Origin of the sequence: Sphaerotilus sp., from assembly GCF_031429695.1 — a bacterium.
Taxonomy (GTDB): domain Bacteria; phylum Pseudomonadota; class Gammaproteobacteria; order Burkholderiales; family Burkholderiaceae_C; genus Sphaerotilus.
Map to the genome: position 1 here is coordinate 91,315 of NZ_JANPAB010000061.1, position 27,000 is coordinate 118,314.

At 66.6% G+C, this 27,000-nt stretch carries 20 protein-coding genes, 1 tRNA gene and 1 pseudogene; 8 read left to right on the forward strand and 14 right to left on the reverse strand.

Annotated features, from left to right (window positions below; genetic code table 11):
- Positions 1-30: 30 nt before the first annotated feature.
- The gene (locus RMP06_RS11760) at positions 31-660 is read right to left on the reverse strand and encodes a TetR/AcrR family transcriptional regulator (protein WP_310461966.1); all 630 of its coding nucleotides are present in this window, start codon (positions 658-660) and stop codon (positions 31-33) included.
- A 245-nt stretch (positions 661-905) separates the two neighbouring features.
- The gene (locus RMP06_RS11765) at positions 906-2,258 is read right to left on the reverse strand and encodes a pseudouridine synthase (RefSeq protein ID WP_310461967.1); all 1,353 of its coding nucleotides are present in this window, start codon (positions 2,256-2,258) and stop codon (positions 906-908) included.
- A 154-nt stretch (positions 2,259-2,412) separates the two neighbouring features.
- Here RMP06_RS11765 and RMP06_RS11770 point away from each other — a divergent pair, with 154 nt between their 5' ends.
- Positions 2,413-3,240 (forward strand): undecaprenyl-diphosphate phosphatase, encoded by an 828-nt coding sequence (locus RMP06_RS11770; RefSeq protein ID WP_310462064.1) that lies wholly within the window; start codon positions 2,413-2,415, stop codon positions 3,238-3,240.
- Here RMP06_RS11770 and trmB read toward each other — a convergent pair.
- Positions 3,224-3,970 (reverse strand): tRNA (guanosine(46)-N7)-methyltransferase TrmB, encoded by a 747-nt coding sequence (gene trmB, locus RMP06_RS11775; protein ID WP_310461968.1) that lies wholly within the window; start codon positions 3,968-3,970, stop codon positions 3,224-3,226. The genes RMP06_RS11770 and trmB overlap by 17 nt on opposite strands.
- A 140-nt stretch (positions 3,971-4,110) precedes the next feature.
- Here trmB and dacB point away from each other — a divergent pair, with 140 nt between their 5' ends.
- Positions 4,111-5,652: a D-alanyl-D-alanine carboxypeptidase/D-alanyl-D-alanine endopeptidase gene (gene dacB, locus RMP06_RS11780; protein WP_310461969.1), complete on the forward strand. Its 1,542-nt coding sequence runs from the start codon at positions 4,111-4,113 to the stop codon at positions 5,650-5,652.
- Between the two features lie 24 nt (positions 5,653-5,676).
- Positions 5,677-5,750: transfer RNA gene (locus tag RMP06_RS11785), tRNA-Gly, on the forward strand.
- Between the two features lie 10 nt (positions 5,751-5,760).
- On the opposite strand, the gene prmB is transcribed toward RMP06_RS11785, so the two are convergent.
- The 6 genes and pseudogenes from prmB to RMP06_RS11815 all read right to left on the reverse strand — a co-directional run bounded on the left by prmB (position 5,761) and on the right by RMP06_RS11815 (position 12,539).
- Entirely contained in the window at positions 5,761-6,696 is a 936-nt protein-coding gene (prmB, locus tag RMP06_RS11790; RefSeq protein WP_310461970.1) for a 50S ribosomal protein L3 N(5)-glutamine methyltransferase, read from the reverse strand.
- Entirely contained in the window at positions 6,693-7,841 is a 1,149-nt protein-coding gene (dapE, locus tag RMP06_RS11795) for a succinyl-diaminopimelate desuccinylase (RefSeq protein WP_310461971.1), read from the reverse strand. The genes prmB and dapE overlap by 4 nt, the downstream gene beginning before the upstream one ends.
- A 46-nt stretch (positions 7,842-7,887) precedes the next feature.
- Positions 7,888-9,165, reverse strand: coding sequence for a PilT/PilU family type 4a pilus ATPase (locus tag RMP06_RS11800; RefSeq protein WP_310461972.1), 1,278 nt, complete (start codon positions 9,163-9,165; stop codon positions 7,888-7,890).
- Between the two features lie 29 nt (positions 9,166-9,194).
- Entirely contained in the window at positions 9,195-10,025 is an 831-nt protein-coding gene (dapD, locus tag RMP06_RS11805; RefSeq protein ID WP_310461973.1) for a 2,3,4,5-tetrahydropyridine-2,6-dicarboxylate N-succinyltransferase, read from the reverse strand.
- 25 nt (positions 10,026-10,050) lie between these two features.
- Positions 10,051-11,279, reverse strand: a pseudogene (dapC, locus tag RMP06_RS11810) (succinyldiaminopimelate transaminase).
- A 9-nt stretch (positions 11,280-11,288) separates the two neighbouring features.
- On the reverse strand, positions 11,289-12,539 hold the full coding sequence (locus tag RMP06_RS11815; protein WP_310461974.1) for an MFS transporter: 1,251 nt from the start codon (positions 12,537-12,539) through the stop codon (positions 11,289-11,291).
- Positions 12,540-12,685: 146 nt separating this feature from the next.
- Between RMP06_RS11815 and smc the strand changes: the two genes are divergently transcribed.
- The 5 genes from smc (at position 12,686) to RMP06_RS11840 (ending at position 21,661) form a co-directional block, all read left to right on the forward strand.
- Positions 12,686-16,201, forward strand: a complete 3,516-nt coding sequence (gene smc / locus RMP06_RS11820) for a chromosome segregation protein SMC (RefSeq protein ID WP_310461975.1) — start codon at positions 12,686-12,688, stop codon at positions 16,199-16,201.
- A gap of 58 nt (positions 16,202-16,259) precedes the next feature.
- Positions 16,260-17,396 carry a cell division protein FtsZ gene (locus tag RMP06_RS11825; RefSeq protein WP_310461976.1) on the forward strand — a complete coding sequence of 379 codons (1,137 nt, stop codon included), beginning with the start codon at positions 16,260-16,262 and terminating at the stop codon, positions 17,394-17,396.
- Between the two features lie 46 nt (positions 17,397-17,442).
- Positions 17,443-19,599 carry an NAD-dependent DNA ligase LigA gene (gene ligA, locus RMP06_RS11830; RefSeq protein ID WP_310461977.1) on the forward strand — a complete coding sequence of 719 codons (2,157 nt, stop codon included), beginning with the start codon at positions 17,443-17,445 and terminating at the stop codon, positions 19,597-19,599.
- Positions 19,600-19,902: 303 nt separating this feature from the next.
- A complete protein-coding gene (locus RMP06_RS11835) occupies positions 19,903-20,316 on the forward strand; it encodes a hypothetical protein (RefSeq protein ID WP_310461978.1) in 414 nt (137 codons plus the stop codon).
- Positions 20,309-21,661 (forward strand): hypothetical protein, encoded by a 1,353-nt coding sequence (locus tag RMP06_RS11840; protein ID WP_310461979.1) that lies wholly within the window; start codon positions 20,309-20,311, stop codon positions 21,659-21,661. Before RMP06_RS11835 ends, RMP06_RS11840 begins: the two co-directional genes overlap by 8 nt.
- A gap of 62 nt (positions 21,662-21,723) precedes the next feature.
- Here RMP06_RS11840 and RMP06_RS11845 read toward each other — a convergent pair whose 3' ends face one another.
- From RMP06_RS11845 to RMP06_RS11865, 5 genes are all read right to left on the reverse strand, one after another.
- Positions 21,724-22,695, reverse strand: coding sequence for a glucokinase (locus RMP06_RS11845; RefSeq protein ID WP_310461980.1), 972 nt, complete (start codon positions 22,693-22,695; stop codon positions 21,724-21,726).
- A gap of 127 nt (positions 22,696-22,822) precedes the next feature.
- The gene (locus RMP06_RS11850; protein WP_310461981.1) at positions 22,823-23,884 is read right to left on the reverse strand and encodes an ABC transporter ATP-binding protein; all 1,062 of its coding nucleotides are present in this window, start codon (positions 23,882-23,884) and stop codon (positions 22,823-22,825) included.
- 15 nt (positions 23,885-23,899) lie between these two features.
- Entirely contained in the window at positions 23,900-24,751 is an 852-nt protein-coding gene (locus tag RMP06_RS11855) for a carbohydrate ABC transporter permease (protein WP_310461982.1), read from the reverse strand.
- Positions 24,752-24,770: 19 nt separating this feature from the next.
- The gene (locus RMP06_RS11860) at positions 24,771-25,658 is read right to left on the reverse strand and encodes a carbohydrate ABC transporter permease (RefSeq protein WP_310461983.1); all 888 of its coding nucleotides are present in this window, start codon (positions 25,656-25,658) and stop codon (positions 24,771-24,773) included.
- A gap of 87 nt (positions 25,659-25,745) precedes the next feature.
- Positions 25,746-26,999: an ABC transporter substrate-binding protein gene (locus tag RMP06_RS11865; protein WP_310461984.1), complete on the reverse strand. Its 1,254-nt coding sequence runs from the start codon at positions 26,997-26,999 to the stop codon at positions 25,746-25,748.
- Position 27,000: the final 1 nt, after the last annotated feature.

Below are 27,000 nucleotides of genomic sequence, written 5' to 3' on the forward strand. Positions count from 1 at the left end.
AACGGGACCGGAATCGGTCCCGTTTTTGACTCAGCGCGGGTGGTCGCTGGGTGCCGGTGCAATGACCGGGTGTGCCAGCTGGGATTGCATCGCCGCACGAATGACCTGAGCGGCCTCGTCGGCGCACTCCGGCAGATGTTCGACCCGATCCTGCTCGATGGCCTGCAGCACGATTTCGGTCAGTGAACCAATGATCGCGTTGGCCTGCCAGACATTGAGTTCGCTGTCCGGCTGCTCTGCGGTGCTGGCAATCAGCTCCGCCAGTTGCTGATGCACCTTGCGCCGCGCCTGCAGACCTTCAGGGCCTACCGCCAGTACATCGATGAACAGTGTGCGCATCAGCAGCGGGTTGGCCGCCAGATGACTGAAATAGGCCTTCACGGCATGGTCGACGCGAGCCGGCCATTGCTGATCAGGTTCGATCGCTCTTGCGAGGCTGTTCAGGCCGCGCTGGCTGGCGTTTTCATACAGTGCGATCAGGCATTCTTGCTTGGTCCTGAAATGTTCATAGAACGTACGCTTGGATACACGCGCTGCCGTCGCAATGTCGGCAATCGTGGTGTCGGCGTACCCTTTGGTGGCCACGCAGCGAGCCATGCCTTCAAGAAGCCGGGTGCGGTGGTCTAGCGAAGAAGAAATTATGGCTGTTTGTTCGATCATGAGGCTTCCCCACGTCCCAATCGTACTTTAGCTTTTATTCCTAAAAGCAGCAAAAGTGATAAAAATGGGTACTTTTTATTACCGTTGCGCTAACGATGACAGCAGTTCGATAGATGTTAACGACCGTGTGATCGACTTGACATCCATCGGAACAGTGTCAACGAAGGGGTGGTGGTGAGATGCTGGAAAGTGGTACGGTTCTTACCCGTTTATTCAAGATTTGTATCTGCAGATCAGTGAACGATTCACGCGAAAAATTCATCACGTCGCAGATATCGCCATTGACCCGGGGGCAGGTGGCCCAATGAGACGCTGCCGATGCGCACGCGTTTCAGCCCGACCACCTTGAGGCCGACGGCTTCGCACATGCGCCGGATCTGGCGCTTGCGGCCTTCGCGCAGCACGAAACGCAGTTGATCCTCGTTCTGCCAGCTGACCTTGCACGGACGCAGCACGTGGTCATCGAGCGTGAGGCCGTGGTTGAGCAGCGCCAGATCCGAGTCGGGCAGGCGCGGGCCGTGGTGGTATTCGACCCGGACCAAGTATTCCTTCTCGATGTTCGAGTCTTCCCCGATCAGCTGGCGCGCCACCCGTCCGTCCTGGGTCAGAACCAGCAGGCCGACCGAATCGATGTCCAGCCGGCCAGCAGGTGCCAGACTGCGCATGTGACCCGGATGCCAGCGCAGGCCGGACTGGTCTTCCTGCCACTGGTTCTCCGGCCGCAGCAACACGGAGGCCGGCTCGTAGCCATCTTCGGCCTGGCCACTGACATAGCCCATCGGCTTGTTCAGCAGGATGGTGACGCGCTGGGCCTGCTCGCGGTGCGCGGCGGGATCAACGACGATTTTGTCTTCTGGGCGCACCCGCTGTCCCAGTACAGCCAGACGGCCGTTGACACGTACCCATCCCGCCTCGATCCATTCGTCGGCTTCCCGGCGCGACGACAGTCCAAGCGCGGTCATGCGTTTGGAGAGGCGGTCGCCCTCGGCCGAAGGCAAACCTGGCGGCCGGTTCGCGGGGGCAACAGGCAATGCACCTGGGCGGTCGGAGCCCATCTGGCGCGCCACCTGGGGATTGACGACGCTCTTCAGCGGCCGGGTCGGGGTCTGGCGCGGCGCTTCGGGCGGCTGCTGCCGCATCGGCGCCGGAGCATCCCGGCGCGGCGCACCACGGTCGGCCAGATTCTGGGCAAATCGCTGGTTGTTGACGCTCAGCGGTCCGCCGCCGTCCCGGCGCGGAGAAGGCGGTCGGCGGTCGTCGCGCTGCGGTGCCGCGTCACGCTCCCAAGCCTGCTGCTGCCGAGGGGGCGAAGCGTCACGCCGCGGCGGTGCGCCACGGTCGACCAGATTCTGGGCAAATCGCTGGTTGTTGACACTCAACGGTCCGCCGCCCTCCCGACGCGGGGGCTGCGGCCGGCGCTCGTCGCGCTGCTGGGCATTCTCCCGGTCCCAGGCCTGCTGCTGCTCAGTGCGCTGCGCCTGTGCTTCGGCGAGGGTCGGGCGAGGACGCGAACCCTGGCCGCGCAGCGGGCCGCGCCCGGCGGGCTTCCCGTGATCGGGGGAGGGCGCGGATTTCTTTTTCAAAGTGAGTGTGACCATGTCGTCAGGCGAGCAAGGGCGCAAGGCTTCCGGAACGGAACGCCACTGCGCCTGTGCTATCTTCTTTTGCAGTATTGAACACCAGTATCAGGCCCCGTCAATCGGGGCGTTTTCTTGTCTGGACTTGTCTGAGTCGAATCGAAGGGATGTGCGTGTGGATGTCGTGATGTTGTTGAAGGCCGCGGTGATGGGCGTGGTCGAGGGGCTGACAGAGTTTCTGCCTATTTCCAGCACCGGACACCTGATCCTCGCAGGCTCGCTGCTGGGAGGATTCGATACCGAAAGTGGCAAAGTCTTCGAGATCGCGATCCAGACTGGCGCGATCTTCGCCGTGATCCTTGTCTACTGGCAACGCTTGTCGACGACAGTGACCCGCTTGGGCAGCAGCCGGGACGCGCAGCGCTTCGTGCTCAACGTGCTGATCGGCTTCCTGCCCGCGGTTGTGCTCGGTCTGGCGTTTGGCAAGACGGTCAAGGCCCACCTGTTCACCCCGGTGATCGTGGCGTCGGCCTTCATTGTCGGTGGTCTGATCATCCTGTGGGCAGAACGTCGCCCGGCCAGCTCGGTTCGGGTGTCTTCAGTCGACGACATGACCCCGCTCGATGCACTGAAAGTGGGCTTGGTGCAGTGCTTTGCGATGATCCCGGGTACCAGCCGCTCCGGCTCGACCATCATCGGCGGCATGCTGATGGGCCTGTCGCGGCAGGCGGCGACGGACTTCAGCTTCTTCCTGGGCATTCCCACGCTGATCGGCGCAGGTGTCTACAGTCTCTACAAGGAGCGCGCCCACCTGTCGATGGCCGATGCACCGGTGTTCCTGGTTGGACTGGTGTTCTCGTTCCTGTCGGCGTGGCTGTGCGTGCGCTGGCTGTTGAAGTACGTGGCGACGCACAATTTTGTGCCTTTCGCCTGGTACCGCATCGCATTCGGGCTGCTGATCCTGCTGACGTCCTATACCGGCGTGGTCAGCTGGCACCAGTGAGGTCAGCGGTGGGGCGCTGGAACACCAAGTCCCAGACGCCGTGCCCAAGCTTCAGGCCCCGGTGTTCGAACTTGGTCAGCGGGCGGTAGTCGGGTCGGGGTGCGTAGCCCTCTGCGGTGTTCTCCAGCCCCGGCTCCGCGGACAGGACATTCAGCATCTGCTCTGCGTAGGGCTGCCAGTCGGTCGCGCAGTGCAGATAGCCACCCGGCGCGAGCCGCGTGATCAGCCGGGCCACGAACTCGGGCTGGATCAATCGGCGCTTGTTGTGCTTCTTCTTGTGCCAAGGGTCCGGGAAGAAGATGTGGACACCGGCCAGTGACGCCGGCGCAATCATGCGGTCCAGTACCTCGACGGCGTCGTGCTGCACGATCCGCAGATTGCCCAAGCCCCGCTCGTCGATCAGCTTGAGCAGCGCGCCGACGCCGGGTGTGTGGACTTCGACTCCGAGAAAATCCACCTCCGGCTGTCGCGCTGCAATCTCCGCAGTGGCCCCGCCCATGCCGAAACCGATCTCCAGCACCAGCGGCGCCGTGCGGCCCCAGGCGGCTTGCGGATCGAGCAACTGGTCGGACCACGGCAACACGTAGCGCGGCCCGAGTTCCTCCAGCGCACGCATCTGCCCCGTGCCCATGCGGCCCGCGCGGACGACGAAGCTGCGGATCGCGCGGTGGTGAACGACAGGCTCATCGGTCGAGCCAGCAGGAACGGGGGTCGGATCAGTGACAGTCATGAACAATAGGAACCGCGGCGTGTGCGTTCGGTATGAATATTTCAAAGTGAAATCCCTGGAACCAATGGTCCCGGGATTGAGGGGACTAGTCCGGGCTATTTTGCCTATGCACCGGGGCGATGCCCGCCTAGGCTCAGTGCATGAGTGATTCTGCATCAACCGTGAGGGCCTCCGATTCGCCCGTTCGTGCGTCCCGGCGCCAGTGGCTCGCATTCGCCGCAGCGGCGTCGGCAAGTCTTGCGGCGGACCCGCTGCAGGCCCGCACCCGCAAGGCGCCACAGGCTGCGCCAGCGTCCGTCTTGTCCGAGCCGGTCGATGTGCTGCCGGCGGCGCTCCGGGAGCGTCTGAGCGAAACCGGGCTGGCAATGGAAGGTTTCGGTCTGCATGTGCAGCCACTGGACGGCACGCCCGCGGTACTGTCCTGGCAGGCTGCGCGGCCCTTTGTGCTGGCATCCACCTCCAAGCTCATCACCTCGATGGCCGCACTCGACCTGCTCGGCCCCACCTACCGCTGGCGCACGCGGGCCTACCTCAGCGGCCCGCTCACCCATGGGCGGCTGCTGGGCGATCTGGTCATCCGCGGTGGTGGTGATGCCAGCCTGACCTCGCAGGATCTGCTGGTGTGGTTCCAGCAACTGCGTGAACAGGGGCTGCACGAGGTCTGGGGCGACATCATCCTCAACCGGGAGGCGTTCAGTCTGCGCCCCCAGGATCTGACGTCCACGCCGGAGCCGACGCCGGAGCGTCCCCACCATGTCCGCCCGGATGCGCTGGCGCTGGATGCGGGCGTGGTGCGCGTCGCGGTGCAGTCGGACAGCGTCGGGCGGGCCAATATCCAGGTGACGCCGCCGCTGCACGATGTCAAGCTGATCAATGCGCTGGGGCGCGGTGGTGCCTGCGTGGCGAACGCTGTCTACCGGGATGTCGAAGGTTCGCCGCAGCCGCAACTGCAGATCAACGGTCAGTGGTCGGCCCGCTGTGGTGCGCAGCAGATCAAGTTTTCGCCGGTCAGCATGCGCGATCTGGGTCTGCGGGGGATCGAAGGGTTGTGGTTGCAGGCGGGTGGGGTGCTGCGCGGTCGGGTGGTCGAACACTCCCCGTCGTCGCCTGTGCCGTGGCAACTGGCGGACGCGGCACCCTTTTCCGAGCATGTGTCGGCGCCCCTGTCCGAGCAGTTGATCGACATGAACAAGCGCAGCGACAACCTGGTCGCGCGCCACCTGATGCTCAGCCTCGCGCCCGAGTTTCCGAACCGCGCCGCGACGGCGGAAGCGGCGCAGGTCCGTGTGCGCGACTGGCTGACCCGCAAGGGAGTGCGCAAGGAGTGGGTCGGGCTGGATACCGGCTCGGGCCTGTCTCGGCTGGAAAAGGCCACACCGCAGGCGATGGTGCATCTGTTGAGCCGCGCAGCCCGTGGGCCACAAGGGAAATTGCTCCTCAAATCCCTGCCGATCGCGGGTGTGGACGGAACGCTGGAAGGGCGCTTGCGTGGCGGCGTTGCCGAGGGGCAGGCTTGGCTGAAAACAGGCACGCTGCTCGATACCCGCGGTCTGGCCGGCTATGTGCGGACCCGCAGCGGACGCATGCTGGGCGTGTGCCTGCTGGCCAACCACGCCGAGAACGTGGCCGCTGCGACGCCGGCGCTCGACGCCTGTGTCGAATGGGCCGCGCGTCTGGCATAATTGCAGTCTGCTGTTTCAGACGGCGCGGGTGTAGTTCAATGGTAGAACGGCAGCTTCCCAAGCTTCATACGTGGGTTCGATTCCCATCACCCGCTCCAGATTCTTGCCTCAGCCCGCTCCGCCAGAAGCCAGCTGCCACGCCAGCACTGCCTCGCGCGTGACCAGCAGCACCTGATCCTCCCCCGCACTCGTCTCCAGCCACACGGCTTCCAGCGTGGGGAACGCCGCCTCGAAATAGGCCCGCTCGTTGCCGATTTCCAGCACCAGCACAGCCTGCGGCCGCATCCGCCTCGGCGCGTCCCGCAGCAGCTGACGCACGAAGTCCATCCCGTCTTTGCCGCCCGCAAGTGCCAGTTCCGGCTCGGCCAGGTACTCGGCCGGGAGTGTGGCCATCGATGCAGCATTCACATATGGTGGATTGCACAGGATCAGCCCGTAGAGGCCATCCAGCGCCACCAGCCCGTCGCTTTCCACCAGCGTGATCCGGTCGTTCAGGCCGTGGCGTTCCACGTTGATGCGTGCCACCGCCAGCGCATCGGCGGAGAGATCTGCGGCATCGACCCGCACCTGCGGATACGCCATCGCCGCCAGCACCGCCAAGCTGCCGTTGCCGGTACACAGGTCCAGCACGCGGTCGGTGTCCTCGGACAGCCAGGCATCCAGCGCCTCGCCCAGTTCGGGATCCGCCAGCAGCTCGGCGATGAACGAGCGCGGCACGATGGCCCGTTCGTCCACATAGAACGGCACGCCCTGCAGCCACGCCTCGCGGGTCAGGTAGGCGGCGGGCTTGCGCGTGGCGATGCGTGTGTCGATCAGCGACTCGACCTCGGTCTGCTGTGCGGGGGTGACCAGCGAAGCGGCCTGCGCGTCGAGTGCGTCCAGCGGCAGACCCAGCTTCCACAGCGTCAGCCAGGCGGCCTCGTCGAAGGCATTGGTGGTGCCATGCCCGAAACTGACGCCGGCCTGTGTCAGACGCGCGCTCATGGCGTCGACCAGCGCAAGGACGGTGGTGGGCTGCGGAGTGTTCGTCGGGGGTGGGGTCATGCGAGCATCGCCTCCAGCGTGCGGCGGTAGATGTCCTTGAGCGGGCCGAGTGCGGCCAGTTCGCAGTGCTCGTCGATCTGGTGGATGGTGGCATTGACGGGGCCGAACTCGACCACCTGCGGACAGATCTGCGCGATGAAGCGACCGTCGGACGTACCGCCGGTGGTGGACAGCTCGGTCTCCAGTCCGGTCACGGCACGGATGGCGCCGGCCAGCGCCACGACCAGCGGGCCAGGCCGTGTCAGGAACGGGCGCCCGCTCAGGCTCCAGTCGATCTGGTAGTCCAGCCCATGGTGGTCCAGCACGGCGCAGACCCGCTGCTGCAGGCCTTCCGGCGTCGATTCGGTCGAGAAGCGGAAGTTGAAGTCCACCACCAGCGCGCCGGGGATGACGTTGGTCGCGCCCGTGCCGGCGTGGACGTTGGACATCTGCCAGCTTGTCGGCGGGAAGTGGTCGTTGCCGCGGTCCCACTCGACCGCGCACAGCTCGGCCAGCGCCGGTGCTGCGAGGTGGATCGGGTTCTTCGCGAGCTGCGGATAGGCGATGTGGCCTTGCACGCCGCGCACCGTCAGCCGACCCGACATTGAGCCACGCCGCCCGTTTTTCACCATGTCGCCCACGCTGCGTACGCTGGTCGGCTCGCCGACGATGCAGGCGTCCAGCCGCTCGCCGCGCTCGACCAGCCACTCGCAGACCTTGACGGTGCCGCTGTGCGCCGGGCCTTCCTCGTCGCTGGTGAGCAGGAAGGCGATGGCGCCGCGGTGGTCCGGGTGCGCGGCGAGGAACTCCTCCACCGCCACGACCATCGCTGCCAGCGAGGTCTTCATGTCGGCGCTGCCGCGGCCGTAGAGGCGGCCGTCGCGGTGCGTGGGCACGAAGGGATCGGAGGACCACTGGTCGAGCGGGCCGGTGGGCACCACATCGGTGTGGCCGGCGAGTACCAGCGTCGGGCCATCGGCAGTGCCTCGGCGGATTGCCCACAAGTTGCTGACCCGAAAATCGTCCGGGCCGAAAGGAAGATCGACGCACTCGAAGCCCAGCGGGCGCAGGCGGTCAGCGATCAGCGCCTGACAGCCCGCGTCGTCCGGGGTGAGGGAGCGGCGGGCAAGGAGTTGCTCGACCAGGGCGAGGGTAGGCAGGTGCATGTCGGGGGACGGCCGCGCAGGCGGCTGTTCAGCGTCCTGGCGCGCATCAGCGCTTCTTGGACAGGAAGGGCAGCGGCTTGATGGCGGCCGAACTCGGCGGTTTCGTGTGGGCCGTGCCGGTGGGCATCGGAGCGGGTGCAGGCGTGAAGCTGCCGCGTGCATTCGGGTTCTGGCCGGGCACCACGTCCAGCGTGATCTCGGTGAAGGACGGACCGGGTTCGGCCTCCTTCTCCTCCTCCTGCTGGCGCTTGCCGCCGACCAGGTCGTTCTGAAGGCGCCAGAGCAGGTTGGTCGGCGAGTCGGCGTGCGAGATGCCTTCGTCGCGCGTGACGAGGTTTTCGGTGACAAGGCGGGCGATGTCCTGCTCGAACGTCTGCGAGCCCTCGGCCATCAGGCGGTCCATCGCCTCCTTGATGCCCGAGAAGTTGCCCTGCTCGATCAGCTCGGAAACGAACTGCGTGTTCAGCAGGACTTCCACCGCTGGCACCCGCCCGCCCTGGGTGGACCGCAGCAGCCGCTGGGAGACGATGGCCTTCAGCCCGGCCGCCAGATCGGACAGCAGGGCCGGACGCGACTCCGGCGTGTAGAAGGACAGGATGCGGCTCAGCGCGTGGTGGCTGTTGTTGGCGTGCATCGTCGAGAGCACGAGGTGGCCCGACAGTGCGTAGGACAGCGCTGCGCTCATCGTCTCGCGGTCGCGGATTTCGCCGATGAAGATGCAGTCCGGCGCCTGGCGCATGGCGTTCTTCAGGCCGATCTGCAGCGATTGCACGTCGCGGCCGACCTCGCGCTGGTTCACCACCGATTTGTAGTTGGTGAACAGGAACTCGATCGGGTCCTCGATGGTCAGGATGTGGCCCGCGATCTGCTTGTTGCGGTTCTGGAGCATCGAGGCCAGTGTCGTGCTCTTGCCCGTGCCCGTGGCACCGACCATCAGCACCAGCCCGCGCTTGGTCAGGCACAGCGTGTTCAGCATCTCGGGCAGGTTGAGCGAGTCGAGCGCCGGAATTTCGGTCGGCATGAAGCGGAACACGGCCGCCACCGAGTCGCGCTGCTTGAAGCCGGACAGCCGGAACGTCCCCACGCCGGTGATCTGGATGGCGATGTTCAACTCGCCGGTTTCCTCCAGCTCCTCCATCTGCGCGGCCGTGATCACCTCGCCCAGCAGCATGCGTGGCTGGTTGGGCGCCAGCGGCTCCTGCGTGAGCTGCAGGATCTGTCCGTGGATCTTGATGAGCACCGGCATGTTGGCCGAGAGGAATACGTCGGATGCGCGCTTCTCGGCCATCAGCCGCAGCACGCGCTCCATGTTCTTGGTGCTCATCGTTCCCCCGCGTGGTCGTGTGATGGCGTTCAGCCGCGCAGCAGGTCGTTGATGCTGGTCTTGGCGCGGGTCTGCGCATCGACGCGCTTGACGATCACGGCGCAGTACAGGCTGTACTTGCCGTCGGCGCTCGGCAGATTGCCGCTGACGACGACCGAGCCCGACGGGATGCGGCCGTAGGTGACTTCGCCAGTGGCGCGGTCATAGATCTTGGTGCTCTGGCCGATGTACACACCCATCGACAGCACCGAGTTCTCCTCGACGATCACGCCTTCGACCACTTCCGAGCGGGCGCCGATGAAGCAGTTGTCTTCGATGATGGTCGGGTTGGCCTGCATCGGCTCCAGCACGCCGCCGATGCCGACGCCGCCCGACAGGTGCACGTTCTTGCCGATCTGCGCGCAGGAACCGACGGCGGCCCAGGTGTCGACCATCGTGCCTTCATCGACGTAGGCGCCGATGTTGACGTAGGACGGCATCAGGATCGCGCCCTTGGCAACGAAGCTGCCGCGGCGTGCGACGGCCGGTGGCACCACGCGCACGCCGGTGGCGCGCAACTGTGCTTCGGACATGCCGGCGAACTTGGTCGGCACCTTGTCGAAGAAGTTCAGGTCACCCGCGCCCATCGGCACGTTGTCGTTCAGGCGGAAGCTCAGCAGCACGGCCTTCTTGGCCCACTGGTTGACCTGCCACTGGCCGACGCCCTGACGCTCGGCCACGCGCAGCTTGCCGGTGTCGAGGGCGTCGATGACGTGGTTGACGGCGTCGCGCACATCGGCCGGGGCCGAGGCGATGGACAGGTTCGCGCGGTCTTCCCAGGCGGCTTCGATGACTTGCTGGAGTTGGCTGTGGTCGGACATGGAGTTCTCTCGGATTCGGTTGGGATCAGGCGGTGTGGCGGGTGTTGGTGCGCACGAATGCGGCGATGCGGCGGGCGGCTTCGAGGCATTCCCCGACGCCAGCCACCAGCGCCATGCGCACGCGCCCGGCGCCGGGATTCACGCCATGCGCTTCGCGGGCCAAGTAGCTGCCGGGCAGCACCGCGACATTGTATTGAGCCAGCAGTTCTCGCGTGAACGTGGTGTCGCTGCCGCCGAAGACGGTCTCGGGCACCTTCGCCCACAGGTAGAAGCCCGCGTCGGGCAGCGCCACGTCCATACCTCGGCCAGCACGGGCGTGACCTGCGCGAACTTCTGGCGGTACAGGTCGCGGTTCTCGACGACGTGGGCCTCATCGTCCCAGGCGGTGATGCTGGCCTGCTGGACGGTGGTGCTCATGGCGCTGCCATGGTAGGTACGGTAGAGCAGGAAGGACTTCAGGATCTGCGCGTCCCCTGCCACGAAGCCCGAGCGCAGGCCCGGCACGTTCGAGCGCTTGGACAGGCTGGTCAGCACGATCAGGCGCTGGAAGTCGGTGCGGCCGAGCTGCTTCGCGGCTTCGAGTGCGCCGAGCGGGGCGTCCTCGCGGAAATAGATCTCGGAGTAGCACTCGTCCGAGGCGATCGCGAAGCCGTGCTTGTCGGACAAGGCGAACAGCTCGGCCCACTCGTCGAGCGGCACCACGGCACCGGTCGGGTTGCCCGGCGAGCAGGCGTAGAGCAGTTGCGTGCGCGCCCAGGTGGCTTCGTCGATCTGTGACCAGTCGGCGGCGAAGTTGCGCGCCGGGTCGCTGTTGGCGAAGACGGGCGTGGCGCCGGACAGGTAGGCCGCGCCCTCATAGATTTGATAGAACGGATTGGGGCAGACGACGACCGGGCCACCCGTTGCCGCATCGCGGGTCGGGTCGATGACGGTCTGTGCCAGCGAGAACAGCGCCTCGCGTGAACCATTGACCGGCAGGATCTGCGTGTCGGCGTCCAGCGCCACGCCGTAGCGGCGTTGCACCCAGCCGGCGCACGACTTGCGCAAGGCGGGCAGGCCGGCGGTGGCCGGGTAGGCGGCCAGCCCGTCGAGCGACGAGGTCAGCGCGAGTTTCAGGAACTCGGGCGTCGGGTGCTTGGGCTCGCCGATGCCGAGGCTGATCGGCCTGAAATCCGGGTTCGAGCGGACATCCTGGGTCAGCGCGCGCAGGCGCTCGAAGGGGTAGGGCTGGAGGCGCGAGAGCAGCGGGTTCATGGGGCGGGATTATCGGGCATGGGCCTTGGAGCTGGTCGTGCTTGCGACCACCTGCAGCCTTCCCACCAGCCACACCACCGCCAGCGTGCAGCCCAGCGCCAGCCACCCGCCCCGCGCATAGCCCTGCACCAGCCCCTGTCCGTCGCGCCAGATCAGCAGCCCGCCGACCAGCGACGCCACACCCATCGCGCCGGACTGCATCGCATTGTTCAGGCTCATGAACGCCCCCCGCGAGCGCGGCTCGACTGCCGAGGTCACCAGCGCCATGCCCGGCACCATGCGCCCCGACACCAGCACGAAGAACAGCGTCGTCACCACCAGCACCTGTGCCAGCGTGGTCAGGCCCCAGTGCGCGAGTTGCGGCAGCGCCAGGATCGGCCCCAGCGCGAGCAGCGCCACCAGCCGCAGGGTTGGCACCTTGCCCCAGCGGTCGGCCAGCTGGCCCAGCAGTTGCGAACTGATCAGCGTGGCCAGGCCCCCAGCGAGGTAGATCATCGGCACCTGCGCGGTGGTCAGGCCGAGGTTGGTGGTGGTGAACAGCGTGATGTAGGGAATCATCGTGAAGCTGCTGAACACCATGAGCACCGTCAGCGCAAACGCCCGCCAGTGGTTGCGCACACCGAGCACCTGCCGCAGTTGCTGCACCGTGTTCTCGCGGCTGTCACGCGCGACGAGATGGCCGGTCATGCGCGGCACCCACCGGCTCGCCGCCACCCAGATCAGCACCGACACCGCCGGCAGCACGAGGAAGGGAGCATGCCAGCCACAGGTGTTGGCCAGCCACAGCGAGGCGGGCACGCCGGCCACAGTCGCCATCGAGAACGCCGCCATCACCATGCCCATGGCCGCCCCGCGCCGTTCGAAGGGCACCGCGTCCGCCACGATCGTCTGCACCAGCGACCCCAGCACACCGCCGAACAGCCCTGCTGCTACCCGCGCTGCCATCAGCGTGTGGAAGGTCGGCGCCAGCCCGCACGCCAGCGTCGCCACCGCCAGCCCCGCGAACAGGATCAGCAGCAGCCAGCGGCGCTCGAAGCGGTCGATGTAGGTGGTGGCGGCCAATCCGGAAACACCGGCGGCCAGCGTGTAGGCGGCGATCAGCAGCCCGAACTGCGCGTCGCTGATCCCGAAGATCACCGTGAGCTGTGGCCCCAGAGGCATCATCAGCATGAAATCCACGACGTGGATGAACTGGATCGCAGCCAGGGTCAGCAGCATCACGCGCTCACGGCGCGGTGTCAGGGGAAACGTGTCGGGCATCGATTGTCCATTCGGGATGACCCGAGAGTGTGCCCAAGTTCGTGGTCTGGCGCAGGGCGGGTGCTATCATCGCGGCCGCCCTTCGCTGCCGCAAACGGGTGAAAATACCATTCAAATCAACGACTTGACACCACGGCAACGCGTCGATGCGCCTGAATTCGATCAAGCTCTCGGGCTTCAAATCCTTCGCCGATCCGACGCATTTCCAGCTGCCCGGGCAACTCGTTGGAGTGGTCGGCCCCAATGGCTGCGGCAAGTCGAACATCATGGACGCCGTGCGCTGGGTGCTGGGCGAGTCCAAGGCCAGCGAGCTGCGCGGCGAGTCGATGCAGGACGTGATCTTCAACGGCTCCGGCAACCGCAAGCCGGCCAGCCGCGCCAGCGTCGAACTCGCGTTCAGCAACGACGCCGGGCGGGCGGGCGGCTCGTGGAACCAGTACGCCGAGATCGCCGTCAAGCGCGTGCTCACCCGCGACGGCACCAGCACCTACTACATCAACAACCAGCCGGTGCGCCGGCGCGACGTGCAGGACGTGTTCCTCGGCACTGGTCTGGGCCCGCGCGCCTACGCCATCATCGGCCAGGGCACGATCAGCAAGATCATCGAATCGCGGCCGGAGGAATTGCGGCTGTTTCTGGAGGAAGCGGCCGGCGTGTCCAAGTACAAGGAACGCCGCCGCGAGACCGAACACCGCCTGAAGGACACCCGCGAGAACCTGACCCGCGTGGACGACATCCTGCGCGAGCTGACGACCAACCTCGACAAGCTCGAAGCGCAGGCCGAGGTCGCGCTGCGCTACCGCACGCTGCAGGACACCGGCACGCTCAAACTGCACCAGTTCTGGTTCCTCAAGCACCGTGATGCCACCAGCGAGCGCGAGCGCGTCCGGCTCGCCGAGCTGGCAGCCACCAATGCGCTGGAGTTGCGTACCGCAGAGCTGCGCCACGTCGAGGCCGAACAGGAATCGCTGCGCCAGTCGCACTACGACGCCAGCGACGGGTTGCATGCAGCCCAGTCCGTGCTGGCTGAAGCCGCGATGCAGGTCAGCCGGCTGGAGGAGCGCATCCGCCACGTCGTTGATGCGCGCCAGCGCGGCCTGCAGCGGCAAGCCGAGATCAGCGTGCAGACGCAGCAATGGACGCTGCGCCGCGAACACGCCGAGGCCGAGCTGGAGACGCTGGCCGAACAGCTCGCCGCAGCGGAGGAGCAGGGCGAGATCCTCGCGGCGCAGGTGGAAGAGCGTTCGATGGCGCTGCCTGCCGTCGAGGACACGCTGCGCCAGGCCAGCCAGCGCGCTGCCACGCAACGCACCCGCGCCAGCGAGGTGCAGCAGCAGATCCAGGTGCTGGCCGCGCAGTCACGCCACCTGGACGAGCGCAGCCGGGAGCTGCAGACCCGCCGCGAGCGTCTGGGCAGCGAACGGCGTCAGCTTGGCACACCTGAAGACCACCGCCTCAGCGACTTGCGCCTCCAGTTGGTGCGGGCGCAGGAAGTGCAGGAACTGGCCGATGCCCGGCTGCACGAGTTGTCCGACCTCGTGCCCACGCTCGACGAGCAGCGCCGCGGTCAGCAGAGCGCGGCCAATGGCGAGTCCGCCCGGCAGTCGGCACTGACCGCCCGGCTCGACGCGCTGCGGGCGCTGCAGGAGAAGGTGCAGACCGAAGGCAAGCTGCGGCCGTGGCTGGCGCGGCACGGGCTGGACGGGCTGCAGGGCCTGTGGCGCCGTCTCCACATCGAACCGGGGTGGGAAACCGCGCTCGAATCGGCCCTGCGCGAGCGGCTGCAGGCGCTGGAGGTGGGTCGGATCGAGACAGTGCGTGGCTTTGATCTGGACCCGCCGCCGGCCAAGCTCGCCTTCTATTCGCCTCCAACGACCGCGATCGCCAACACGCACCGCACCTTGCCGCGGCTGACCGACCTGCTGCGGGTGGGTGATCCGGGGCTGATGGCGCTGCTGAACGACTGGCTCGAAGGGGTCTACACGGCGGTGAATGTCGAGGAGGCACTGGCGCTGCGCAGCCGGCTGACGCACGGCGAGCTGATCCTGACGCCGGCTGGCCACGCGGTGAGCGCCTACGCGGTGAGCTTCCACGCGCCGGATTCGGAGCAGGCCGGGATGCTGGCGCGGGCGCAGGAAATCGAGAACCTGGAAACGCAGGTTCGTGCGCAAGCCTTGATGGCCGATGACGCCCGCAGCGCGCTGGTCCGCGCCGAAGCGGCCTACACCGACGCGGCGCAGCGGCTCGCCAGCGCCCGCCGCGACGCTGCCGACAGCCAGACGCGGGCGCACCAGTTGCAGGTCGAGGTTCTGCGCCTGACGCAGCAGGCCGAGCAGGTCACGCGCCGCCGCGACCAGTTGGACGCCGAACTCGCCGAGGTCGATGCGCAGATCGAGGACATCGAAGAGCGTCGCGTGACCGGTGAGGCGCGGTTTGAAGAGCTGGACCTGATGCTCGCCACTGAGCAGGAGCGCCACGCCGAGCTGGAAGACGCGGTGATCAGCGCCGAGCGTCGGCTGGCGGATGCCCGCGAGCAACTGCGCGGCCTGGAGCGCACGGCGCAGGAGGCGCAGTTCGCGGCCCGTTCGCTGCTGGCGCGTCGGGGCGAGCTGCAACGCGGGCTGGAAACGGCGGCGCAGCAGCTCACCGTCAACGCGCGTGCGCTGGAGCAGCTCACCGCCGAGTTGGCTGGACTGGATGACGCTGCCGCGGAAGGCGGTCTGCAGGAAGCATTGGCGTTGCGGGTCGGGCGCGAGCAGGCGCTGGCCGCTGTTCGCCAGACCTGGGATGAACTCTCGCAGCAGATGCGCCGCGCCGACGAGCAGCGCGCCGCGCATGAGCGCAGCCTGCAGCCGCTGCGCGACGAGATCACTCGGCTGCAGCTTGAGGTACAGGCCGCGCAGCTCGGTGGTGCACAGTTCCTGGAGCAGCTGCAGGCGGCGGCGGTCGATCTGGAGGCGCTGGCCGCCGGCATCGAGCAAGGCAGCGTGCGCCTGCATGGCTTGCAGGGCGAAATCGACCGCATCCAGCGCGAGATCAACGCGCTGGGTGCCGTGAACCTGGCCGCACTGGATGAACTCGGTGCGGCCAGAGAGCGCCGGCAGTTCCTGGACGCGCAGGTGGCCGACCTCAGCGAGGCCATGCAGACGCTGGAAGCCGCGATCCACAAGATCGATCTGGAAACCCGCGACCTGCTCAAGGCCACGTTTGATCAGGTCAATGACGGTTTCGGGCGCATGTTCCCCAGCCTGTTCGGTGGCGGTCAGGCCCGACTGGTGATGACGGGTGAGGAGATTCTCGACGCAGGCGTGCAAGTCATGGCACAGCCGCCGGGCAAGAAGAACTCGACCATCCACCTGCTCTCCGGCGGCGAGAAAGCCCTCACGGCCATTGCGCTGGTGTTCGCGATTTTCCTGCTCAACCCGGCGCCGTTCTGTCTGCTCGATGAGGTGGATGCACCACTGGACGATGCGAATACCGAGCGATATGCCCGTCTGGTCCGTCAAATGTCGTCTGGCACGCAGTTTCTTTTCATTTCGCACAACAAAATCGCGATGGAGATGGCCGAGCAATTGATCGGCGTGACAATGCAGGAACAAGGTGTGTCGCGCATCGTCGCGGTCGACATGGACGCGGCAGTCTCACTGGCTGAGCTACCGTGAGCGGCGACGCAGGCGGCAAGACACACTGTTCAGGCCATGACCAGGAACCCGGGGACCGATGAATTCTTTGCAAGTTTGGTTGGCCATCGTTGGTGGGCTGGTGCTCGCTGCTGTCGTCGGGCATGGCGCCTGGCAGACCCGCCGTGTCGGCGGCAAGGTGCGTCCACCGCGGCTGCAGGCAGCGGATCCCGTCGTGCCGAGTGCCGCCGCCGTGACCACGGGGTACCTGGAGCCGAGCTTCGAGGAGGCGCAGGCACCGACCGAGCCGATGCCGCTGGATGCCGCACCGCTTGCCTCGCCTGTCGAGGTGCTCGAACAGCGTCTGACCGCTGTGCCCGCAGCCCTGAACGTGCTTGCACGCCGCGCGGTGGCCGCCCTGCGCATCGATCCGCTGATCGACGCCATTGCCCGCTTGTTGCCCGAGCTTCCCTTGTCTGGCGAGGCGGTGTTGGCGCATTGGCCGCCGTCGCGCCGTGCGGGTGGCAAGCCCTTCCTGATCGAGGCCTGCAACAGCCGGACCGGCGAGTGGGAAACGCCTTTGGCCGGCCAGACCTACGCCGAGCTGCGTGCCGGGCTGCAACTGGCCAACCGGCTTGGGGCCGTCAACGAGATCGAATATTCCGAGTTTGTCCAGATCATCCAGCGCTTTGCCGAGCCATTGTCGGCGGAGGCCGAGTTTCCGGACATGCTGGATGTGGTGGCCCGGGCGCGCTCGCTCGACCGGGTGGCGGTGCACCATGACGCACAGCTCGCCATGCGTCTGACGGCCCGCCACGGCCAGTGGCCGGTGAGCTGGATCCAGCAGCATGCGGCGCGGCATGGCTTTGTCAGCGGACCTGTGCCGGGCCGGCTCATCCTGCCGGGCCGCGACGACGGTGCGCCGCCCGTGCTGGCGCTGGTGTTCGACGCCCAGGCCGCGCTGGCCGAGGATCCGGACCACTCCTGGGTGTCCGAGATGGCGCTGGTGTTCGACGTGCCACAGACGCCACAGGCCGAGCAGCCGTTCAACGCCTGGTGCGCCTCCGGGCAGGCGCTCGCCATCGCACTCGACGCAGATGTCAACGACGACGAAGGGCGCCCGCTCAACGCCGGCGCGTTCACGCTGATCCGCGAGGATCTGGACGGCCTGTACGCCAAGCTTGCGGAGTTCGAACTGGCGGCGGGATCACCGGCTGCGCGGCGTCTGTTCAGCTAGACCAGCCGGGTTCACCTGAGCCGGGCGCGCGCCTACACTGGCGCGCATGTCGCAAACCGATCTCTTCTCGTCGCCGCCGGACATCTCCTGCGGCCCCGATACGCAGGCCTCTCCTGCCGAGCAGGCCGCCGAACTGCGCCGGCAACTGCACCACCACGCCCACCGCTACTACGTGCTCGACGCGCCGGAAATTCCCGACGCCGAGTACGACCGACTCTTCCAGGCCCTTCAGGCTCTTGAAGCCGCACGGCCGGAACTCCGCACCGCCGATTCACCGACGCAGCGGGTGCTGGGCCAGGTGCTCGATGGTTTCGCGGCGGTGCGTCATGCCGTGCCGATGCTCTCCATCCGGACCGAGACCGACACCGAAGCGACCGGTGCCAGCACCTTCGACGTCCGCGTCCGGCGTGAGCTGGGTCTGGGCGAGGATGCACCACCGTTGCGCTACGCCTGCGAGCTGAAGTTTGACGGGCTGGCGATCAACCTGCGCTATGTGGACGGTGTGCTGGTGCAGGCGGCCACCCGTGGCGACGGGGAGAGCGGCGAGGACGTGACGCAAAACATCCGCACCATCGGCCAGATTCCGCTGCGGCTGCGTGACGTGCCGGGTGGGTTGCCAGCGGTGCTGGAGGTGCGCGGCGAGGTCTACATGCGCCGCGACGACTTCGACCGGCTCAACGAGCGCCAGCGCGAACGCATTGCCCGGGGCGACAAGGGCGAGCGCACCTATGTCAACCCGCGCAACGCCGCCGCCGGCGCGGTGCGCCAGCACGACCCGGCGCTGGCTGCCGAGCGTCCGCTGAGCTTCTTCGCCTACGGGCTGGGCGAGGTGCAGGGCTGGGCACTGCCGGCCACGCACAGCGGCGTGCTGGACGCGCTCGACGCCTTCCGCCTGCCGGTGTGCGCCGAACGGGCGGTGGTGGAGGGGGCCGACGGGCTGGCAGCGTTCCACCAGCGCATCGGTGCCCAGCGCGACCAGTTGCCCTTCGACATCGACGGCGTGGTCTACAAGGTCGACGATCTGGCCCTGCAACGCCAGCTCGGCTTCGTCAGCCGCGAGCCGCGCTGGGCGGTGGCGCACAAGTACCCGGCCCAGGAGCAGATGACCACCGTGCGCGAGATCGACATCCAGGTCGGCCGTACCGGCAAGCTCACGCCGGTGGCCAAGCTGGAGCCGGTTTTCGTCGGCGGCACTTCGGTGAGCAACGCCACGCTGCACAACGAGGACGAGACCCGGCGCAAGGACGTGCGCACGGGTGACACCGTCATCGTGCGCCGGGCCGGTGACGTGATCCCGGAGGTGGTCGGCGTGGTGCTGGAGCGCCGGCCGCCGAATGTGGGCGAGCCGTTCGACCTGTACCAGCGTCTTGGCGGGCATTGCCCGGTCTGCGGCAGCGACATCGTGCGCGAGGAGGGCGAGGCCGACTGGCGGTGCACCGGTGGCCTGTTCTGCCCGGCGCAGCGCAAGCAGGCGATCCTGCACTTCGCTGGCCGACGGGCGATGGATGTCGAGGGGCTGGGCGACAAGGTGGCCGAGCAGCTCGTCGACGCCGGCATCGTGCGCACGCTGCCCGAGCTGTACCGGCTGGGTGTGGCCAAGCTGGCGGCGCTGGACCGCATGGGCGAACGCAGTGCGCAGAACCTGGTCGATGCGCTGGAGAAGAGCCGGCACACGACGCTGGGGCGCTTCCTGTATGCGCTTGGTATCCGGCATGTCGGTGAATCGACGGCCAAGGCCTTGGCGCGGCATTTCGGCAGCATCGACCGGCTGATGGACGCCACGGCGGACCAGATGGTGGAGGTGGCCGATGTGGGTCCGGTGGTGGCGCAGAGCCTGCGCACCTTCTTCGACCAGCCGCACAACCGCGAAGTGGTGGAGCAATTGCGTGTGGCCGGGCTGGTCTGGGAGGAAAGTGACGGTGTTCCCAGTGCCGAAGTGTTGCCCTTGTCCGGCCTGACACTGGTGCTGACCGGCACACTGCCGACGTTGAGCCGTGACGCCGCCAAGGACCTGATCGAGGCGGCAGGGGGCAAGGTCAGTGGCTCGGTCTCGAAGAAGACGCACTACCTGGTCGCGGGGGCAGAGGCCGGCTCGAAGCTGGAAAAGGCTCAGGCGCTGGGCCTGTCCATCCTCGACGAGGCGGGGTTGCTGGTGCTGATCGGCGCCCTGGCCTCGGATGCCGGGGCGCCGAATGCTGCTTAATTGGCATTAGTGGAAATGTTCAATTTATGACCACCTGAATAGAGGGTGTGTCGACTTCCCTTGCGGTTCGAGAATGTGTTTCGTCGGGCAGCAGGATCCACCGGAATTGCGACTCGTGAACTTCACGGCAGGCTCATCGGGTGAGACTGTTCGACGCGACAAAACCTAAACTTATATTGCGTGGAATCGATGCTGAACAAGACAACTCGACTCTTGGGGCTGGTGGCCCTGGGTGTGCTGACAGGGTGCGGTGGTGGTGGTGGGGGCAGTGCTGCTGTGGTGGCTGAGCCGACTGCAACGGTGATGACCAGACTGCAGACCAGTGGGGCCTTGCTGACGCTGGACCGTTCCACAGCGGTGGCGGGAACCGATGCTAACGGCGATGGCGTGCGGGACGACGTCACGGCGTGGATCGGCACCCAGGGCTATGCCGGCGATCTGCCCAAAGCAGCAGCCCAGCTGGCCAAGTCCTACCAGACCGTGCTGACCCTGACGCTGACCGACGACACCGCCGTGCGTGCGGCGCGCCTGGCCTCCAGCGACGCCGTGGAATGCATCATGCAGAAGGCGCCTTCGATCGAGGCCGGCTACAAGACGGTGGCCGACCTGCGCCGCGTGACGGTCAACACCGATGCCCGCGTCACTGCCTATCTCAAGTATGTCGAACTGGTCAACGACACCGTGGCCCGCGCACCCCAAGGAGACGGCTGTGTTTGATCGCCGCAATACCCGTACCCCCCGCACCTTCCTCCGTCCTCTGACAGGCGCTGTCCTCGGTCTGCTGGCGGCCGGCTCGCTGGGCATCGCGCAAGCGGCCTCGACGATCTGTGAACCCGATGGCGGCTACGTCGTCGCCTATTACAACGGCACCTTTGCGACCCCTGAAGACGCCGATGCCCAGCGCGCCGCGCTGCGCATCTCGCGCCACGGCAAGTACACGGGTGCCGCCGAGACCGCGACGACCACGACCGGCAAGGTCGAGCCCGAGCCGGTGCGTTATGAGACCTTCTACAGCACCGCCGGCACCGCCAGCGGTGCCACCGAATCGCGTTTCCAGGCGCTGGCCGGCGAATACCGCAAGCTGCTGGACGGCGCGCTGACCCAGAACTGGGAATACTTCTGGGACATGGCGTCCGGCAGTGCCGACAACTGGTCAGTGCTGGCGGCCAAGTCCGGTGATTCCCGTTTCCTGGCGATCACCTCGGCCTATCCCGCCACCGTCACCAGCCTGGCGACCAAGGCGAAGACCGATCTCGAGGCTGAACTGAAGGTCAGCACGACGATGGCGGCCCGCCAACTGGCGCGTGCCCAGGCGCTCTACACCGAGCGCCAGAAGCTGCTGATGGTTGGGTACTCGCAAGGCACGCTGTTCGCCGACAAGGCATTCGCGAAGCTGGGTTCGCCGACGGACAAGACCGTGCTCAAGCAGGAATTGACTGCATTGCCGGCGGTGGCGCTGCAGTCCTCGCTGACCGCGACAATGGCCACGCTGACCATTCCTACACCTGCGCAGAACCAGGGCTTCTTTACCGCGACGCTGTCGTGGGCGGTACCTGCGGCGGCGATTGGTCAGAAGCTCAATACCGTCACGGGCTTGATGGAAGACATCCAGAACGACTTTGACCTGCAGGTCATTGAGCCGTCTGGCGACTACGTGCACTTCACCGATACCGGCGACGTCGGCAAGGGCGGCGGCGGCGCGACGCTGGTCGGCACTTCCGGCTTCCTGGACGCGGACAGCCGAACGGTTGGACCAGAGCACTACTACGCATCTTGCGACGAAAGCAAGCTGCGTGCCGGCAACTACTGGATTGCTGCCACCAAGGTGCGTGCACCGATTCCGGCCCAGACCTTCGTGACGCTGCAGATTGCGTTTGCCAAGTCGGGCGAGGTCTATACCAAGACCTGGAATTACAACGACGTCCCTGGCTTCATCCAGAAGGACAAGCTGACCTTCCCGGTCAAGGTGATGGTCAAGCAGTCGACCGATGGCAAGTGGACTGCCGAGATCGTGCCGTATGAGCCCGCGGCTACCTATGCATTCACATTGACGCCCGCCTGATCACGTTCCTGCATGAAAAAAGCCGCAGCAGACGCTGCGGCTTTTTCATGTTTCGTGTCCGTTCAGAGTTCCTGGTCCAGCGCCCGCGCGACGCCCAGCAGCGCCGGCGACACACTGGCATCGATGACGAACACCGGCATCTGCGCCAGATAGGCGCTGAAGCGCCCCTTGGCCTCGAAGCGCTGGCGGAAATCCGAGCGGTCGAAGGCCTCGCCGAGCCGCGGCACGATGCCACCGCCGATGTAGACCCCACCCAGCGCCCCCAGCGTAAGCGCCAGATTGCCTGCCACGCTGCCCAGCAGCGCGCAGAAATGCGCCACCGCCTCGGCGCTGCGGACACAGGTGCCACCCAGCGCGCGCGTGGTCACATCGGCCGGGCTGGACGGCTCGGCGATGGCCCCATCCAGCACGCACACGGCTTCATACAGCGCCACCAGCCCCGCGCCGCAGATGGCGCGCTCGGCCGACGCATGGCCATAACGCTGGCCCAGCAGCGCAATCAATGCCGCCTCGCGCTCGGTGGTGGCCGGCAGCGTGACGTGACCGCCTTCGCCGGCCAGCGCTACCCACTGCGCCCCCGCGGGCACCAACCCCGACACGCCCAGCCCGGTCCCCGGTCCGATCAGCGCCATCGGCGCATGCGCCCGCGCGGCGCCACCGCCGACCTGCCGCAACTCGTGCGGCTGCAGCGAAGGCAGCGACAGCGCCAGCGCCGTGAAATCGTTGATCACCACCAGCCGCTGCAGCCCGAGTTCGGCCTGCAGCGCCGAGATCGAGAACTGCCAGTGGTGGTTGGTCATGCGGACCTCGTCCCCGGTGATCGGGTTGGCGATGCCCATGGCCATCGAGCCCGGCTGCCCCCGGCCGAGGCCGGCCAGATAGGCCCGCACTGCGTCGGCGAGCGTGGCGTGTTCGGCGCAGGGCAGGGTGCGCACGGCGTCGATGGCAGCGCCTTCCTCGGCGATCCAGCCGAAGCGGGCGTTGGTGCCGCCGACGTCGGCCACAAGACGGGGGAAGGGCGAGCGAGTGGTCATGGCAGGCAGGGGCGATGAGGGAGGTTCAAGGGAGTCGGTGGCTCTGGAGGAGCGGCCGGAAACACAAGCGCCGACGGCGCGCATCGTAGCGCGCCGTCGGTTTCTCGCCTACTTCAATCCGTGGCGATCAGTCGGCGAGGCGCTTCTGGCTCTCGGCGTCGAACAGGTGCACGTCGTGCGTGCCCCAGTTCAGGTGCACCCGGTCGCCGACTGCGTGCAGCACCTTGCCCGGTGCGCGCACGACCAGCAGGCCCGCCGCGGTCCTGACGCTGACGTAGGTTTCCGGGCCGGTTGGCTCCAGCATCGTGATCTCGCCGGCCACGCCGCTGTCGGCGAAGTTCAGCGCCTCGGGGCGCAGACCGTAGATGAGCTTCTGGCCGGGCTTGACGGCGGCCTGCTGCGCCGCGCTGGTCGGCAGCGCCACGCCGCTGGCGACCACGCCTTGCGCGCTGCCCTGCGCCTGCACCATGTTCATGGCCGGCGAGCCGATGAACTCGGCGACGAACACCGTGGCGGGCCGCGCATAGATGTCGTCCGGCGAGCCGAACTGCAGCACCACGCCGTCCTTCATCACGGCGATGCGGTCGCCCAGCGTCATGGCTTCCACCTGGTCGTGCGTCACGTAGACGGTGGTCGTCTTGGTGCGCTGGTGCAGCAGCTTGATCTCGGCGCGCATCTCGACGCGCAGCTTGGCGTCCAGGTTGGACAGCGGCTCGTCGAACAGGAACAGCAGCGGATCCCGCGCCAGCGCCCGGCCCATCGCCACACGCTGACGTTGACCACCGGACAAGGCGCCCGGCTTGCGCGCCAGCAGGTGCTCGATCTGCAGCATCTTGGCCACGCGGGCCACGGCCTTCTCGCGCTCGGGTTTGGGCACCTTGCGCATCTCCAGACCAAAGGCGATGTTCTCGGCCACGTTCATGTTCGGGTAGAGCGCGTAGCTCTGGAACACCATGGCGATGTCGCGGTTCTTCGGCAGTTCGTGGGTGACATCGCGGTCGCCGATGTGGATCGTGCCCGAGGTCGGCGAATCCAGGCCGGCGATCATCGACAGCAGCGTCGATTTGCCGCAGCCGGACGGCCCGACCAGGATCAGGAACTCGCCCTTGTCGATCTCCAGGTCGATGCCCTTGAGGATGTTCGTCTCGCCGTAGCTCTTGCGGACGTTGCGGATGGAAAGTGCGCCCATGATGTGTGGATCCTATTAACCCTTGACGGCGCCGGCGGTCAGGCCACGCACGAAATATTTGCCAGCGACGACGTAGACGAACAGCGTCGGCAGCGCGGCGATCATCGCGGCGGCCATGTCCACGTTGTATTCCTTGACCGAGCTGGAGGTGTTGGCCAGGTTGTTCAGGCCCACCGTGATCGGCTTGGAGTCCGCGCCGGAGAAGACGACGCCGAACAGGAAATCGTTCCAGATGTTGGTGAACTGCCAGATCAGCGTGACGACCAGGATCGGCGCCGACAGCGGCAGCACGATGCGCCAGAAGATGCGGAAGAAACCCGCACCATCCAGCATGGCCGCCTTGATCAGCTCGTCTGGCAGGCTCAGGTAGTAGTTGCGGAAAAACAGCGTGGTGGACGCCAGGCCCATCAGCACGTGGACACAGACGAGGCCCCACACCGAGTCCGACAGCCCGATCCAGCCCAGCACCTGCGACATCGGCAGCAGCACCACCTGCAGCGGCATGAACACGCCGAACAGCATGAACGAGAACAGCAGCTCGCTGCCCTTGAAGCGCCACTTCGTCAGCACGTAGCCGTTGAGCGCCCCGAGCGTGGTCGAGATGGCCACGGCCGGGATGATCATCGTCATCGAGTTCCAGAAGTAGGGCTGCAGGCCGCCGCAGTCGATGCCGGTGCAAGCAGTGGACCAGGCCTTGCCCCAGGCGGTGAAGTCCAGTCCTGCAGGCAACGACAGCAGATTGCCGTCGCGGATCTCGGCCATGTCCTTCAGCGAGGTGGCCAGCATGACGTAGAGCGGCAGCAGGAAAAAGACCGCGAACAGCCCCAGCAGGGACCACAGGATCAGTCGGTTGACGTGGTGTTTCATGGTGTTGCGTGCTCCGGACTCAACGGTCACGCGAGCGCAGCTCGCTGTAGAGATACGGCACGACGATCGCCGCCACCGTCGCCAGCATCACGGTCGCCGAGGCCGCGCCCAGGCCGATCTGGCCGCGGGTGAAGGCCATCGTGTACATGAAGGTCGCCGGCACGTCGGTCGCGAAACCGGGGCCGCCTGCGGTCAGCGCCATCACCAGGTCGAAGCTCTTGATGGCGATGTGTGCCAGCACCATCAGCGTGCTGAAGAACACCGGCCGCATGCTCGGGATCACGATGCGCCAGTAGATGCGCGGCAGCGAGGCGCCGTCGATCTGGGCCGCCTTGATGATGGAGTCGTCGATGCCGCGCAGGCCCGCCAGGAACAGCGCCATCACGAAGCCCGCGCTCTGCCACACGCCGGCGATGACGACGGTGTAGATCGCGTAATCGGGGTTCACCAGCCAGTCGAAGCTGAAGTTCGGGAAGCCCCAGCCGTGCATCAGGTGCTCGATGCCCAGGCCGGGATTCAGGATCCACTTCCACGCGGTACCCGTGACGATGAAGCTCAGGGCCATCGGGTAGAGGTAGACGGTCCGCAGCACGCCTTCGGCGCGGATCTTCTGGTCCAGCAGGATCGCCAGCAGCAGGCCGACCGCCATCGACAGGCCGATGAACAGCGTCGAGAAGATGCCGAGGTTCTTGAGCGCGACCATCCAGCGCTCGGAGGCGAACAGCAACGTGTACTGGTGCAGTCCGACAAATTCGTAGTTCGGCAGCAGTCGCGAAGCGGAGACCGACAGGTAGCCGTTCCAGGCGATCAGGCCGTAGATGAAGAGGAAGGAGAGAAGGAAACTGGGCGCCAGAACGATCCGGGGCAGCCAGTGGTCCAGACGCGCAGCGGCGCTAGGGGAGGCCATGTCGTGTGTCCCGCAGGTGAAAACGAAGCCACCGGCTGGTTGAGAGCCGGTGGCTGTGGGTGGGCAGCCGCGGAGCTGCCGGTGGACTTACTTGGTCTGTGCGGCCGTGGCGATCTTGGCCATGGCGTCAGCGGCGGTCATCTTGTCGCTGTTCCAGAACTGGCTGACCGCGTCCTGGATCGCGCCAGCGGCGGCCGACGGGATGGCCATGCCGTGGGCGACGGACGGCACCAGCGCACCGGTCTTGGCGGTCTCGACGAAGTCCTTGGACGACAGCTTGGCGCAGTCGTCGAACTTGCTCAGGTCCATGTTCAGGCGAACCGGGATCGAACCCTTGTTCAGGTTGAACACTTCCTGGAAGTCGGTCGACATGATCGCGGCGGCCAGGTCCTTCTGGGCCTTCACGTTGTTGTCGTTCTTCAGCTTGAACATCGCGAACGAGTCGACGTTGAAGGTGAAGGACTTGGCGGTGCCGGGAGCGGCGGCGCAGACGAAGTCCTTGCCCGGCACCTTGCCCGCGGCCACGAACTCGCCCTTGGCCCAGTCGCCCATCAGCTGCATGCCGGCTTCGCCCTTGATGACCATCGCGGTCGCCAGGTTCCAGTCACGGCCCGGGGCGTTCTTGTCGGTGTAGTCATGCACCTTCTTGAACGTGGTCAGCACCTTTTCCATGGTCGCGCTCTTCAGCGTGGCCTGGTCGAGCTGCACGAACGCCTTCTTGTAGAACTCGGCACCACCGACGCCGAGCGCAACGCTCTCGAACGTGGTGAAGTCCTGCCAGTTCTGGCCGCCGTGGGCGACGGGGATGATGCCCGCAGCCTTGAGCTTGTCCGCAGCGACGAAGAACTCGTCCCAGTTGGTCGGCACCTTGGCGCCAGCCTTCTTGAAGGCTTCCGGGTTGGCCCACAGCCAGTTCACGCGGTGAACGTTCACCGGAGCGGCGATGTAGTTGCCCTTGTACTTCATGACGTTGGCGACGACCGGGGGCAGCAGGCTGTCCCACTTCTCGGCCTTGGCCACGTCGTCGATGTTGGCGAGCACGCCTTCAGCGGCCCACTCCTGCAGGGACGGGCCCTTGATCTGGGCAGCGGCCGGGGCGTTGCCCGACACGACACGCGACTTCAGCACGGTCATGGCCGAATCACCACCGCCGCCTGCGACGGCGAAGTCCTTCCAGGTGTGGCCCTTGCCTTGCAGCGTGGCTTTCAGGGCAGACGCGGCCTTGGCCTCGCCACCCGAGGTCCACCAGTGCAGCACTTCGACTTCACCGGCTTGCGACAGGCCCGCCATGCTCAGGCCAGCAACAACAGCCAGCAGGGTCTGGGCGGGGCGGCGGGTCATC